Annotated in this window: 14 protein-coding genes and 1 pseudogene; 9 read left to right on the top strand and 6 right to left on the bottom strand. The window is 70.9% G+C overall.

The window, feature by feature from the left end; translation table 11 throughout:
* Positions 1–245: 245 nt before the first annotated feature.
* A pseudogene (locus ACFY1H_RS19870) lies at positions 246–470 on the bottom strand (carboxylesterase family protein); the annotation flags it as partial.
* Between the two features lie 140 nt (positions 471–610).
* Here ACFY1H_RS19870 and ACFY1H_RS19875 point away from each other — a divergent pair.
* Complete coding sequence (locus ACFY1H_RS19875) at positions 611–1897, top strand: O-acetylhomoserine aminocarboxypropyltransferase/cysteine synthase family protein (protein ID WP_386948173.1); 1287 nt, start codon at positions 611–613, stop codon at positions 1895–1897.
* Between the two features lie 8 nt (positions 1898–1905).
* Positions 1906–2382: a CoA-binding protein gene (locus tag ACFY1H_RS19880; protein WP_366581116.1), complete on the top strand. Its 477-nt coding sequence runs from the start codon at positions 1906–1908 to the stop codon at positions 2380–2382.
* Here the strand turns inward: ACFY1H_RS19880 and ACFY1H_RS19885 are convergent.
* Complete coding sequence (locus ACFY1H_RS19885) at positions 2379–3464, bottom strand: DUF1648 domain-containing protein (RefSeq protein ID WP_386948175.1); 1086 nt, start codon at positions 3462–3464, stop codon at positions 2379–2381. The genes ACFY1H_RS19880 and ACFY1H_RS19885 overlap by 4 nt on opposite strands.
* Positions 3461–3838, bottom strand: coding sequence for a GntR family transcriptional regulator (locus ACFY1H_RS19890; protein ID WP_366580876.1), 378 nt, complete (start codon positions 3836–3838; stop codon positions 3461–3463). The genes ACFY1H_RS19885 and ACFY1H_RS19890 overlap by 4 nt, the downstream gene beginning before the upstream one ends.
* Before the next feature lie 212 nt (positions 3839–4050).
* On the opposite strand from ACFY1H_RS19890, the gene ACFY1H_RS19895 reads away from it, so the two are divergent.
* The gene (locus tag ACFY1H_RS19895; RefSeq protein ID WP_386948178.1) at positions 4051–4227 is read left to right on the top strand and encodes a hypothetical protein; all 177 of its coding nucleotides are present in this window, start codon (positions 4051–4053) and stop codon (positions 4225–4227) included.
* Positions 4228–4233: 6 nt separating this feature from the next.
* On the opposite strand, the gene alc is transcribed toward ACFY1H_RS19895, so the two are convergent.
* Entirely contained in the window at positions 4234–5253 is a 1020-nt protein-coding gene (gene alc, locus ACFY1H_RS19900) for an allantoicase (RefSeq protein ID WP_366580873.1), read from the bottom strand.
* 2 nt (positions 5254–5255) lie between these two features.
* Positions 5256–6584, bottom strand: coding sequence for an allantoinase AllB (allB, locus tag ACFY1H_RS19905; RefSeq protein WP_386948181.1), 1329 nt, complete (start codon positions 6582–6584; stop codon positions 5256–5258).
* A 135-nt stretch (positions 6585–6719) separates the two neighbouring features.
* On the opposite strand from allB, the gene ACFY1H_RS19910 reads away from it, so the two are divergent.
* From ACFY1H_RS19910 to ACFY1H_RS19935, 6 genes are all read left to right on the top strand, one after another.
* A complete protein-coding gene (locus ACFY1H_RS19910; RefSeq protein WP_386948184.1) occupies positions 6720–7196 on the top strand; it encodes a helix-turn-helix domain-containing protein in 477 nt (158 codons plus the stop codon).
* 85 nt (positions 7197–7281) lie between these two features.
* Positions 7282–7767, top strand: coding sequence for a 2-oxo-4-hydroxy-4-carboxy-5-ureidoimidazoline decarboxylase (gene uraD, locus ACFY1H_RS19915; RefSeq protein WP_366580867.1), 486 nt, complete (start codon positions 7282–7284; stop codon positions 7765–7767).
* A complete protein-coding gene (gene uraH, locus ACFY1H_RS19920; RefSeq protein WP_366580865.1) occupies positions 7764–8081 on the top strand; it encodes a hydroxyisourate hydrolase in 318 nt (105 codons plus the stop codon). Before uraD ends, uraH begins: the two co-directional genes overlap by 4 nt.
* 2 nt (positions 8082–8083) lie before the next feature.
* Complete coding sequence (gene pucL, locus ACFY1H_RS19925) at positions 8084–8977, top strand: factor-independent urate hydroxylase (RefSeq protein ID WP_366580863.1); 894 nt, start codon at positions 8084–8086, stop codon at positions 8975–8977.
* A gap of 24 nt (positions 8978–9001) precedes the next feature.
* The gene (locus tag ACFY1H_RS19930) at positions 9002–10336 is read left to right on the top strand and encodes a nucleobase:cation symporter-2 family protein (RefSeq protein WP_386948188.1); all 1335 of its coding nucleotides are present in this window, start codon (positions 9002–9004) and stop codon (positions 10334–10336) included.
* Positions 10333–10929 carry a TetR/AcrR family transcriptional regulator gene (locus tag ACFY1H_RS19935; protein ID WP_366580859.1) on the top strand — a complete coding sequence of 199 codons (597 nt, stop codon included), beginning with the start codon at positions 10333–10335 and terminating at the stop codon, positions 10927–10929. Before ACFY1H_RS19930 ends, ACFY1H_RS19935 begins: the two co-directional genes overlap by 4 nt.
* Here ACFY1H_RS19935 and ACFY1H_RS19940 read toward each other — a convergent pair.
* Entirely contained in the window at positions 10926–12548 is a 1623-nt protein-coding gene (locus tag ACFY1H_RS19940) for an NAD-dependent malic enzyme (RefSeq protein WP_386948193.1), read from the bottom strand. The genes ACFY1H_RS19935 and ACFY1H_RS19940 overlap by 4 nt on opposite strands.
* Positions 12549–12742: the final 194 nt, after the last annotated feature.

Below are 12742 nucleotides of genomic sequence, written 5' to 3' on the forward strand. Positions count from 1 at the left end.
TATCCCGCGCGGGGTAGGCGGCGGCGATCTACGCGGCCGCGGCGGTGCCGGCGGCCTGGGCGTCCTACAGCGGCGTGAAGAGCGTGTGGCGGCCCAGCCCCCGGGGCCAGCGCGTTCTTCGCGAAGTACGCCGAGCACGAGCGGCTTTCCATGATCGCGCGCTCGACCAGCCCCTTAGCCTGCGGCGCGGACAGCAGCGCGCAGGTCGCGAACGCCCCCGACGACTCGCCGAACACCGCGACGTTGCCCTGGTCGACCAGCCGTGTGGGGTCGTAGTCGGCGCCCGCACCGGCGCCGTCGCCGCCGTGCAGCCACACCATCACCGGACGCGAGGTGCCGGACTTCGCAGGCGTGGTGACGTTGAGGTAGAGGCAGTCCTCGTTGACGCTCGGCTGCCCGCCGGGCGAGTCGGCCGCCTGCGGACAGCGGTTGCCCGGCTTGCCGGTAGGCGGTCCGTCGCCGTCCGGCATCCAGGAAGGACGACCGGGCGTCCGACCAAAGCACGAGAAAGCCTGCCGAGGCGCCCACCGCGGACCTTCTGAAGTGGGTGTGACGATCACGGTTCGGGAAGGATGGCCCGTGGCGGCCGCGCTGAGTAGCGTGACGGTTGATGAGTGAACGCACCTGGGGCTTCCGCACCCGCGCCCTGCACGCGGGTGGCACGCCCGACCCCGCCACCGGCGCACGCGCCGTGCCGATCTACCAGACCACCAGCTTCGTGTTCGAGGACGCGGCCGACGCCGCCAACCTCTTCGCGCTGCAGAAGTACGGGAACATCTACAGCCGCATCGGCAACCCGACCGTGGCCGCGTTCGAGGAGCGTCTCGCGAGCCTCGAGGGCGCCATCGGCGGCGTGGCGACGGCCAGCGGCCAGGCCGCGGAGTTCCTCACCTTCTCCGCGCTGGCCGAGGCGGGTGAGCACATCGTGTCCGCGAGCGGCCTCTACGGCGGCACCGTCACGCAGCTCACCGGCACGCTCAAGCGCTTCGGGGTCGAGACGACGTTCGTCAACGGCGGCATCGAGGACTACGCGAAGGCCGTCACCGACAAGACGCGGCTGATCTACACCGAGGTGATCGGCAACCCGTCGGGCGGCATCGCCGACCTGGCCGGGCTCGCGGACCTCGCGCACTCGCACGACATCCCGCTGGTCGTCGACGCGACGCTCGCGACGCCGTACCTGTGCCGCCCGATCGAGCACGGCGCGGACATCGTGCTGCACTCGGCCACGAAGTTCCTCGGCGGCCACGGCACCACGCTCGGCGGCGTGGTCGTGGAGTCGGGCCGCTTCGACTGGGGCAACGGCAAGTTCCCGCGCATGACCGAGACCGTCGACTCGTACGGCGGCCTGAAGTACTGGGAGAACTTCGGCGAGTACGCGTTCTGCACGCGCCTGCGCGCCGAGCAGCTGCGCGACATCGGCGCGGTGCTCTCGCCGCACTCGGCGTTCCTGCTGCTGCAGGGCGTGGAGACGCTGCCGCAGCGGATGGACGCGCACGTGGCCAACGCGAAGGCCGTGGCGGAGTACCTGAACGCCGACCCGCGCGTGGCCTGGGTTTCCTACGCCGGGCTGCCGGACCACGCCGACCACGAGCTGGCGCGCAAGTACCTGCCGGCCGGGCCGGGCGCGGTGTTCTCGTTCGGGGTCAAGGGCGGCCGGAGCTCGGGCGAGAAGTTCGTGGAGTCGGTGGAGCTGCTGTCGCACCTGGCGAACGTCGGCGACGCCCGCACTCTGGTGATCCACCCGGCGTCGACCACGCACGCGCAGCTGTCGGACGACCAGCTGGCGGCCGCGGGCGTCGGCCCGGACCTGATCCGGCTTTCGGTGGGGCTGGAAGACGTCGAGGACATCCTGTGGGACCTCGATCAGGCTCTCGACAAGGCGGTGGCTGCGTGACCACGGCAGTGAACTACGACGTTTCGGCCGTGGAGCGGCGGCGCATCCTCGGCCGCACGCGGTCGGTGACGGTGATCGGCGCGTCGGCCAACCCGGCGCGGCCGAGCTACTTCGTGGCGACGTACCTGACGTCGTCGACGCGGTACGAGATCAACTTCGTGAACCCGCGCCTCGACACCCTGCTCGGCAAGCCCGTGTACCCCACGCTGGCCGACGTGCCGGGTGAGATCGACCTGGTGAGCGTGTTCCGCAAGCACGACGACCTGCCACAGGTGGCCGAGGAGGTCATCGCCGCGGGCGCGCGCACGTTGTGGCTGCAGCTGGGCCTGTGGCACGAGCAGGTGGCCGACCGTGGCCGTGAAGCCGGGCTCGACGTGGTGATGAACCGCTGCGTGAAGATCGAGCACGCGCGCTTCGCCGGCGGCCTGCACCTGGCGGGCTTCAACACGGGCGTGATCAGCTCGCGGCGCCAGTCGGCTCCTTAACGGACCACGAGCGGCACGGTGATCACGGCGGCGATCAGGACCACGAACCCGCTGATCGCCACGGGGTTGCCGAAGTTGAGCGTCCAGCCGATCCCGAAGCGTTTCGGCACGAAGACCGCGTGGTCGGCGCGGTTGACGTAGAGCAGGCCGCCTTTCCAGAAGCGGTCGTCGTCGCGTTCGACGGCGTCGCGGGGCGGTTCGTCGGCGGTCTCCAGGCGGCTGCCGCCCTGGCCGTAGCGGACGGCGAAGACCAGCAGTCCCGCGACGCCCACCAAGGTGGGCAGGATGATCGGCGCGACCGAGATCGACGCCGGGGCCGACCAGATCTGCTCCGCGGCCAGGGCGATCGTCAGGTTGACGCAGGCGCCGAAGAGCAGCAGCAGGCGCGGCAGGGTCGCGGCGAAGCGCCGGTACTGACCGGCGCTGGCCTTCGGACGCGCCGGGTCGAGGTCGGGCCGGAACCGCGGGGCGACGTAGGCCAGCACGCAGAACAGCACCGTCAGCCCGGCCTGCACGAACACCAGGCCGAACGCGCTGCCCACCGACTTCGCGGCCGTACGGTCCGGGGTGCCGGACGCGGTGTAGTGCAGCGCCAGCGTCGCGGGCAGGTCCGGGTAGCGCACGACGCCGAGCGCGACTGTCGCGGCGAGCACGAGCAGCGCCGGCACCGCCCACAGCCACGGGAACGGTGGGCGCGTGACGCGGGAGGTGTCGGCGGTGACCGTCTGCCGCAGGCCCTGGTACCAGTCCTCGCGCCGCTTGGCCGAGCGGATCACTGCGCGCGCCCGCACGTACGCCGGCGCGACGACCCCCAGCAGCGCCACGACGACGAGCACCGGCACGAGGACCTGCTGCACGACCACGCCCACGATGAGCCCGGCGACCACCAGCGCGCTCCCGGCCACGCCCACCCACCACCGGTAGATCCGCCGCTGCTCGGCGATCAGCGGGTCGCAGACGCGTTCGGGCGGCACGCGGACGCCGAACGGCACCGTCGGCTTCGCCACCGACGGCATCACCCACGCACTGGCCAGCAACAGCACCGGCGCGAGCAGGTCTCGCAGGACGATCACCCCGATCACGCGCGCACCTCCTCGAACGCCCGCAGCGTCGCCTCGCAGTGGCCGAGGACCTCTCGCTCGCCCAGCCCGTGGGCGACCGCCTCGGCCAGCAACGTCTTCAGCCGCGCCTGCCAGTCGGCCGCGAAACCCGCGGTCGAGGCCCGCTGCACCACCGCGCCGCTTTTCCGGGTGATCAGCAGCAGCCCCTCACGCCGCAGCTGGTCGTAGGCCTTGTTCACGGTGTGGAAGTTGATGCCGAGGTCCACGGCGAGCTGGCGCGTCGAGGGCAACGCGTCTCCGTCGGCGAGGTCCCCGGCCGCGATCGCCTCGACGACGCGGTCGTGGATCTGCTGGTAGATCGGCACCTCGCTGGTGAGGTCGACGTCGAGGATCATCGGTGCTCCAGGAGGGCGCGCACGGCGTTGGCCATGCTCGGGAGGCTCATCGGTCTGTTCTACAACTTATAGAACAGCCGCGCTCGGGGCAACCCCATCGCCGCCCGCGCACCCGTCGCGGTGTGCAGCCGGATCGCCACATTCCGCGAAGCCGGCCGATCATGGCCGGTCCTGCCGCGAGGAGCTGGTCAGGCCCGTGAGAAAGTGGCGGTATGGCCAAACCGACCCCGCTGCAGATGCGTAACGCCCTGGCCGCCGTGTTGATGGCGGCGGGGTTCATCTGGGCCGTCGTGACCGGTGCACCGTGGTGGCTCGCGGCGATCTTCGCCGTCGGCACGTTGCTGTCCTGTGCCTCGATCTACCTCAACCGGCCCGGCGCGAACTCCTAGCGCACCTCAGGCCGTCGTTTCGGTGAAGCGCGTGGTGACGGCTTCACGCCCGCGTTTGGTGAGCTCGCCGTAGAGACGCAGGCGGGCGAGGCCGCCGTCCGGGTAGATGTCGAGGCGGGCCTCGGTGATCTGCGGGCCGTCTTCGAGGGCGAAGCGGTGGCGGGTGTCCGGCTGCAGACGGGTGCGGGGAAGCAGCGGAACCCAGTCACCGTCGTCGAGGCGGCCCGACAGCGCGGCCCAGCCCGGTGCGTTGCCCTTGAGGTTGCTCGTGTCGACCTCGGCGAAGCGCACGATGCCGGCGCCGGCGAGGCGCACGGTCACCCAGTCGTTGCCGTCGTCGCGGCGGCGCGCGGTTTCCCAGCCCTCGGCCTGGTGCGCGGCGAGCCCGGGCGAGAACAGGTTGTTGGGCGACGAGTAGAACATGTTGCTGCAGCCCGTGACGACGCCGCCGTTGGCCAGCGCGGCGAGGTCGAGCGAGCGCGGGTCCAGCAGCGCGGGGTCGGGCACCGGCGAGCCGTGCACGCGCAGGCGGGCCACGCCGCCGTCCGGGTGCTGCGTGAGGCGGACGTGGGTGAACCGCCGGGCCGACGATACCTTGAAGAAGTTCTCCGAGTCTCCGGCCACGGGCTCGTGGTCGACCAGCACCTCCCAGTCCATTTCGGACAGTTCCGCCGCGCTCGGGTAGCCGGGTACCGACACCGCTTCCACCGAAACGAACGGCGGGTAGTTGCCCTTGAAGAACGCCGTGTCCACCACCACGCCCGACACCACCCCGGCGGCGCCGAGGCGCAGCACGGCCTGGTCGTCACCCGGTTCGCGGTGCCGGCGCGTCTCCCAGCCGTCGTAGACCTGGCCCTTCGGCCCGAACGTCTCGGCCCGGTGCGCGGGGCGCCACGGGTTGACGAGGTTCTCCTTCTCGGCGAACAGCTCGTCGCTCGCCCACATCACCGTGCCCCCGAACGTGCGGGAAGCGAGGTCCGGCTGGGCTGTCCACTCGGGACGGTCGTGCGACACGTGGTCCTCCATCTCTAACAGTTCCCCCTGGTCAGCAGCTCTCCCCGCGGCTCGTCGCCGGTCACCGGCGAACCCCGCAGCCACGTACCGCGCACCACGCCGGCCAGCGGCCGTTGGTCGTACGCGCTCACCGGGTTGCGGTGCTTCAGCGCGGCCACGTCGACGACAAACGCCTCGTCCGGCGCGAACACCGAGAAGTCGGCGTCGTAGCCCACGGCGAGGTGGCCCTTGCGCGTCATCCCGACCTGCGCCGCCGGGCGTTCGGCCATCCACCGCACCACGTCGGCGAGGCCGAAGCCGCGTTGGCGCGCCTGCGTCCACACCGCGGGCAACCCCAGCTGCAGGCTGGAGATCCCGCCCCACGCGAGGCCGAAATCGCCGGTGTCGAACCGTTTCAATTCCGGTGTGCACGGCGAGTGGTCGCTCACGATCGTGTCGATCACACCGTCGGCGAGGCCTTGCCACAGCAGTTCCCGGTTGGCCGCCTCGCGGATCGGCGGGCAGCACTTGAACTGCGTGGCGCCGTCGCGGATCTCCTCCGCAACGAAACTCAGGTAGTGCGGGCACGTCTCCACCGACAGCGCCACGCCCTCGCGGCGCGCGCTCGCGATCAGCGGCAGAGCGTCCGAAGAGGACAGGTGCAGCACGTGCGCGCGGGCGCCGGTGCGCCGGGCCGCCTCGATCACGTGGGTGATGGCCAGGTTCTCGGCGCCACGCGGGCGAGAGCCGAGGAAATCGGTGTACTTCTCACCGTGCGGATCCGGTGCGGCGTCGATGGCGTCGGAGTCCTCCGCGTGCACGATCATCAGCGCGTCGAAACTCGCGAGTTCGCGCAGCGCGGCCTCCAGGCCCGCGGCGTCGAGCGGCGGGAACTCGTCGACGCCGGAGTGCAGCAGGAAGCACTTGAACCCGAACACACCAGCGTCGTACAGCGGACGCAGATCGCCGGTGTTGCCGGGAATCGCGCCGCCCCAGAACCCGACGTCCACGTGCGCGCGTCCCGAAGCCGCCTTGCGCTTCACCTCCAGCGCGGCGACGTCGACCGTCGGCGGCAGGCTGTTGAGCGGCATGTCGACGATCGTCGTGACCCCACCGGCGGCGGCCGCGCGCGTCGCGGTCTCGAAGCCCTCCCACTCGGCGCGGCCGGGGTCGTTCACGTGCACGTGGGTGTCCACGAGCCCCGGCAGCAGCACCTCGTCGGCCGCGAGCTCGACCATCCGGTCGGCGGGCAGGTCCACGATTCCCTGCTCCAGCGCGACAATCCGGCCGCCGTCGACCCCCAGCGTCGCGGGACCTTCACCGGCCGCCGTCACCGCACGTGCGGCGCGCACCACGAGATCCATCTGCGGGCACACTCCTTCTCCCGTCGGCGATACCGGCAGGTTGTTTCACAGTACGGAAAGTATCTTTCGCCAACCGAGATTAACCACGACGCTCTCGCCTCGTCAACGCCTCGCCTTCCACGTTACGGTCACCGGGTGGAGCTAGAAGCCGAGTTCACCAGCGAACCCTTCCAGGGCGAGGGCGCCCCGCCGGAGCACGCCGTGCGCGCTCGCGACGCGGCCCGCGACGCCGGGCTCGACACCGACTTCGGTCCACTCGGCACACTCGCACGCGGCTCGGCCGACCAGCTGATGAACGCGTTGCCGGCCATCGCACGGGCCGCGCTCGAAGGCGGCGCCACCCGCGTCACGGTCCAGCTCCGGCGCACCGACGAACCGGCGCCGACCCCGCCCGTCGAGCTCAACACCGCGCTGGCCCGGCTCATCGCCGACGTCGAGCGCGAACTGGGCGCAAAGCTCGGCGACCTCGACCGCCCGGACAAGCAGCGGGCGGTCCGGCTGCTGCGCGAACGCGGCGCCTTCAGCCTGCGGAAATCGGTCTCCGCGGTGGCCGAGGCGCTGGGCGTCACGCGCTTCACGGTCTACAACTACCTCAACCGGGAAGTGGACTGACCAGCGGGTTCAACAAAATGTTGACGGCGGCGCGAGGGCACCGTACCGTCGGCAGGCACCAGCTCCCCCGCAGCGAGGAGATCCCGTGCCACTCGCACTCGCCGAGTTCAACACCGCCGACGCCGCCGACGTGCGGCCCGCCCTCACGGCCTGCCTGGCCGTGCCGCGCTGGGTCGACGCGGTGCTCGCCGGCCGGCCGTACGCGGACTTCGCCGCGCTCCTGACCACCGCTGAAAAAGCCACTCCCCTGCACCGCGACGAGGTGAGCGCCGCCATCGCCGCCCACCCGCGGATCGGGGAGAAGCCGACGAGCAAGGGCGCCGACGCCGAGTGGTCGCGCTCGGAGCAGTCCGGTGTGGACAACGCCGACGAGTTCGCCGCCGCCAACGCCGAGTACGAAGCCCGTTTCGGCCACGTGTTCCTCGTGTGCGCCGGCGGCCGCGGTGGCGCGGAACTGCTCGCGAACCTGCGGTCGCGGCTGGGCAACGACCCCGAGACCGAACTCGACGTGGCGGGCGCGGAGCTGGCGAAGATCGCCGCGCTGCGCCTGCGGAAAGCGATAAACGCATGAGCTTGGTGACCACGCACGTGCTGGACACGGCCGCCGGCAAACCGGCCGCCGGCATCGCCGTGCGGTTCGAACGCGGCGACGGCACACCGCTCGCCGAGGGCGTCACCGACGACGACGGACGCGTGCGCGACCTCGGCCCCGACACCCTCGAACCCGGCGTCTACCGGCTGATCTTCGACACCGGCGCCTACCTCGGGCCCGAAGCGTTCTTCCCCGACGTCACCATCGCGTTCCGCATCACCGACGGCACCTCGCACCACCACGTGCCGGTGCTGCTGAGCCCGTTCGCCTACTCGACCTATCGCGGGAGCTGACCGTGGGAATCTCCTTGGGCCCCAACCAGTACGGCAAGGCGGAGGTCCGCCTGGTCACCGTCCGCCGCGACGGTCCGGTGCACCACCTGCGCGACCTCACCGTGTCCACGGCCCTGCGCGGCGACCTCGCGGCCACGCACCTGACCGGCGACAACAGCGCTGTACTGACCACCGACGCGCAGAAGAACACCGTCTACGCGTTCGCGAAGCAGCAGGACGTCGGCGAGATCGAGGACTTCGCGCTGCGCCTGGGCCGCCATTTCGTCGCCACGCAGGAAGCGATCACCGGCGCGCGCATCACCGTCGCCGAGCACGCCTGGGAACGCATCCCCGTCGACGGCCAACCGCACGACCACGCGTTCAGCCGTTCTGGGGGCGAAAGCCGCACGACCACCGTGACCGTGCACGCCGACCGCGCGTGGGTGGTGTCCGGTGTGGACGGTCTGACCGTGCTCAAGTCGGGCGGCTCGGAGTTCCACAGCTTCCCGCGCGACGCGTACACGACGCTCGCCGAGACCGACGACCGCATCCTCGCCACCGCCGTCACCGCGCGCTGGCGCTACGACGGCGACCCATTCGATGTCGACTGGGCCAAGAACCACCAGGAGATCCGGCGGACGCTGCTGCAGGCGTTCGCCACGAAACACAGCCTGTCGTTGCAGCAGACCCTGTACACGATGGGCGAGGCCGTGCTGCTCGCACGGCCCGAGGTCGCCGAGGTCCGGCTTTCCCTGCCGAACAAGCACCACTTCCTCGTCGATCTGAGCCCCTTCGGCCTCGAGAACCACAACGAGGTGTTCTACGCCGCCGACCGCCCGTATGGCCTCATCGAAGGCACCGCGGTCCGCGACGAAGCCGAGGAGCCCGGCCCGGCCTGGACCGACGCCGTGCTCTAGCCCCGAATCCCACCGGGAGAGCACATGTCAGAACGACCTTCCCGTCATCCCGTCGATGTGCGCCCGAAGTGGCCACAGCTCGTGCTCGGCGGAATCCAGCACGTCGCGGCGATGTACGCCGGCGTGGTGGCTCCACCGCTGGTGATCGGCGCGGCCGTCGGGCTCTCGCCCGGCCAGCTGAGCCTGCTCATCAGCGCGTCCCTCTTCACCGCCGGCCTCGCCACCCTGCTGCAGACGCTCGGCGTGTGGCGCTTCGGCGCGCGGCTGCCGCTGGTCAACGGCGTCACGTTCGCGTCCGTCGCGCCGATCCTGTCGATCGCTCAGCAGCACGCCGGCAACGCGCTGGGTGTCGTCTACGGCGCGACGCTCGTCGGCGGTGTGTTCGTGGTGCTGGCCGCGCCGTTCTTCTCGAAGCTCACGCGATTCTTCCCGCCCGTGGTGACGGGGACCGTGATCACGCTCATCGGCGTCTCGCTGCTGCCGGTGGCCGTGCAGTGGATTTCCGCGCAGCAGCCGGCCGCGCGGCCGAGCGGGCTGCTGCTGGCGGGCGTCACCCTGGTCGCGGTGCTGGTGTTCACGCGGTTCCTCAAGGGTTTCTGGAGCCGGATCGCACTGTTGCTGGGCCTGGTCGCCGGGACGCTGGTGGCGTGGCCACTGGGTGAAGTCGACACGTCGACTTTGAAGCAGGCGCCGGTGTTCGGCATCGCCACGCCGTTTCACTTCGGCGCGCCGGTGTTCGACATCGCGGCGATCGTGTCGATGCTCATCGTGATGCTCGTGGTGATGGCCGAGAGCACGGCCGACCTGCTGGCGCTCGGCGAGATCGTCGGGCGGCCGACCACGAGCCGGACGCTGGCCGACGGACTGCGCGCCGACGGGCTGGCCACCGCCGTGAGCACGGTGTTCGGCGGGTTCGCGTGCACGGCGTTCGCGCAGAACATCGGGCTCGTGTCGCTGACGCGGATGGTCAGCCGGTACGTGGTCGCGGCCAGTGGCGTGGTGCTGGTGGTGCTCGGCGCGCTCCCGGTGACCGGCGGGATCGTCGCGCTCGTGCCGCAACCGGTGCTCGGCGGGGCCGGGCTGGTGCTGTTCGGCAGCGTCGCGGTGAGCGGTGTGCGGACGCTGGCGAAGGCGTCGTTCGAGCATCCCGGCAACGTCGCGATCGTCGCCGCGTCGCTGGGCGTGGGCCTGATTCCCATCGCGGTGCCGGGTTTCTACTCGGGCTTCCCGGCGGCGCTGCAGGTGGTGCTGAACTCCGGCATCAGCGCGGGCTGTCTCACGGCCGTGGTGCTGAACCTGGTGTTCGGCGAGCGGTTGATAGAACGCTCTACCGCCCCGGAGCTATCCTCGGTGCCGTGACAGGCACGAAGGACCGCATCCTGGCCGCGGGCGCGGAGCTCTTCCGCCGCGGCGGCTACACCGGCACGGGCGTGAAGCAGATCGTCGAGAAGGCCGGCGCGCCCTTCGGCTCGCTCTACCACTTCTTCCCCGGTGGCAAGGAACAGCTCGCCGAAGAGGTCATCCGCACGTCGGGCATGGAGTACGCGCAGCTGTACGACCTCTTCATCGCCCCGGCGCCCGATGTCGTGAGCGGCATCGAGGCGTTCTTCGCCGCCGGCGTGACGACGCTGCTGGACACCGACTACGTCGAGGGCTGCCCGATCGCCACGGTGGCCCTGGAAGTCGCGACGACGAGCGAACCCCTGCGCCAGGCGACGGCCGACGTCTTCACGGCGTGGATCGACGCGGGCACGGAGAAGTTCGCCGCCTTCGGCCTGCCGGCCGAGCAAGCGCGGGTGCTGACGATCGCACTCATCACCAGCCTGGAGGGCGCGTTCGTACTGGCGCGCTCGATGCGTTCGCCGGAGCCCATGGCGGTGGCAGGCGCGGCGGTGGTGGACGTGGCCCGGCGTCTGCTGGCAGAACTGGACCACGACGGGAAGAAGCGCTAGCGGTAGTCGGGCGTCCAGCGGGCTTGGCGGACCGTTTCGGCGAGGTGGTCGTTTTCCGGGGCGACGCCGTCCTTGATCGCCTGCTCGGCGACGGCGATGGCGATCCGCGTGGCCACTTCCGGCACGTCGTCCCAGGACGGCAGCAGTGGTTCGTCCGGGTCGGTGAGGGCGGGGGACGCTTCGCCGAGCGTCTTGGCGGCGACGCGCATCATCGCGTCGGTCACGCGGGTGGCGCCGGACGCCGTGACGGCCAGGCCGATGGCCGGGAAGATGTAGACGTTGTTGCACTGTGCGACGCGGTGCTGCTTGCCGTCGCGCTCCACCGGCCCGAACGGCGAGCCGGTAGCGACGAGGGCGCGGCCGCCGGTCCAGAAGTCCAGCTCACGTGGATGCGCCTCGGCGCGGCTGGTGGGGTTGGAGAGCGGGAAGATGATCGGCCGGTCGGTCTTGGCGGCCAGCTCACGCACGATTTCCTCGGTGAACGCGCCCGCCGCCGTCGAGAGGCCGAGCAGCACGCCGACGTCGACGTTGTGCACGACGTCGGCCAGCCCGGTGCCGGTCCAGCCCTGGGTTTTGGCGGCCGGCTGGGCGAAGCGGCGCTGGCTTTCCGACAGGTCGGTGCGGTCGTCGGTGAGCAGGCCCGCGATGTCGACGACCCAGATGCGCCCGGCCGCCTCGGCGTCGGACAGGCCCTGGGCGACCATCTCCTGGCGGATCATCTCCAGCACGCCGATGCCGGCCGAGCCCGCGCCGAGCATCACCACCTGCTGCTGGGAAAGCGGCCGCCCGGCCACCTTCGCCGCGCCGTGCAGCGCGCCGACCGCGACGGCGGCCGTGCCCTGGATGTCGTCGTTGAAGGTGAGCAGGCGGTCGCGGTAGCGGTCGAGGATCGGCTCGGCGTGCGCCGTGGCGAAGTCCTCCCACTGCAGCAGCACCTCGGGCAGCTCTTCGCGCACCGCCGTGACAAAGTCGTCCACGAACGCGTAGTACTCGTCGTCGCCGATGCGCCGGTGGCGCCAGCCGAGGTACTGCGGGTCTTCGAGGCGCTCGACGTTGTCGGTGCCCACGTCGAGCAAGATCGGCAACGTGCGCGCCGGGTCGATGCCGCCGATCAGCGTGTACAGCGACAACTTCCCGATGGGGATGCCCATGCCGCCGATGCCCTGGTCACCCAGTCCGAGGATGCGCTGGCCGTCGGTGACCACGATGACGTCAACCTCCCGCCGCGGCCGGTTCCTCAGCACCTCCCTGAGATGCTCGCGGTCGGGATAGGCCACATACAGCCCGCGCGGGCGCCGGTAGATCTCGCTGAACCGCTGGCACGCCTCGCCGACGGTGGGCGTGTAGACGATCGGGAGCGTCTCCTCGAGGTGCTCGGCCAGCAGCCGGTAGAACAACGTTTCATTGCGATCCTGGAGGCCGCGCAGGAACACGTGCTTGGCCAGGTCCGCCGGCTGACGCGCGAACTCGGCGTAGGTGTGCGCCACCTGCTCGCCGATCGTCTTCTCGGCGTTGGGCAACAGCCCCAGCAGGCCGAGCTCCCGCCGCTCGTCGTGGGTGAAGGCCGTGCCTTTTGTGGTGAGCGGGTCGAAAAGGCGGTCGTGTCCGCGGTCCGGCATGTGCGCTCCCCGTCTGATCCACATCGGACGTTCCGCGTCGACTCAACCACGGTGCCGTGGCGTCCGCCAGCCCGCCATTCACCAACCGGACACCACGACACGGACCGCTTTCTCAGGGTCGAAACCGGCGACCACGGCCGCGGCGGGCGCCGAGGAAGGCCCGCGAAGCGTGCCCACCCCAACGGCGCTGCATT

This window comes from Amycolatopsis sp. NPDC001319 (genome assembly GCF_042896185.1).
GTDB lineage: Bacteria > Actinomycetota > Actinomycetes > Mycobacteriales > Pseudonocardiaceae > Amycolatopsis.

What these genes read in the sequence shown, in the direction of transcription:
- ACFY1H_RS19875 (WP_386948173.1), top strand. Translation starts at nt 611, where the DNA reads ATGAGTGAACGCACCTGGGGCTTCCGCACCCGCGCCCTGCACGCGGGT.
- ACFY1H_RS19890 (WP_366580876.1), bottom strand. Translation starts at nt 3,838, where the DNA reads ATGATCCTCGACGTCGACCTCACCAGCGAGGTGCCGATCTACCAGCAG.
- ACFY1H_RS19895 (WP_386948178.1), top strand. Translation starts at nt 4,051, where the DNA reads ATGGCCAAACCGACCCCGCTGCAGATGCGTAACGCCCTGGCCGCCGTG.
- alc (WP_366580873.1), bottom strand. Translation starts at nt 5,253, where the DNA reads ATGGAGGACCACGTGTCGCACGACCGTCCCGAGTGGACAGCCCAGCCG.
- allB (WP_386948181.1), bottom strand. Translation starts at nt 6,584, where the DNA reads ATGGATCTCGTGGTGCGCGCCGCACGTGCGGTGACGGCGGCCGGTGAA.
- uraH (WP_366580865.1), top strand. Translation starts at nt 7,764, where the DNA reads ATGAGCTTGGTGACCACGCACGTGCTGGACACGGCCGCCGGCAAACCG.
- ACFY1H_RS19930 (WP_386948188.1), top strand. Translation starts at nt 9,002, where the DNA reads ATGTCAGAACGACCTTCCCGTCATCCCGTCGATGTGCGCCCGAAGTGG.
- ACFY1H_RS19940 (WP_386948193.1), bottom strand. Translation starts at nt 12,548, where the DNA reads ATGCCGGACCGCGGACACGACCGCCTTTTCGACCCGCTCACCACAAAA.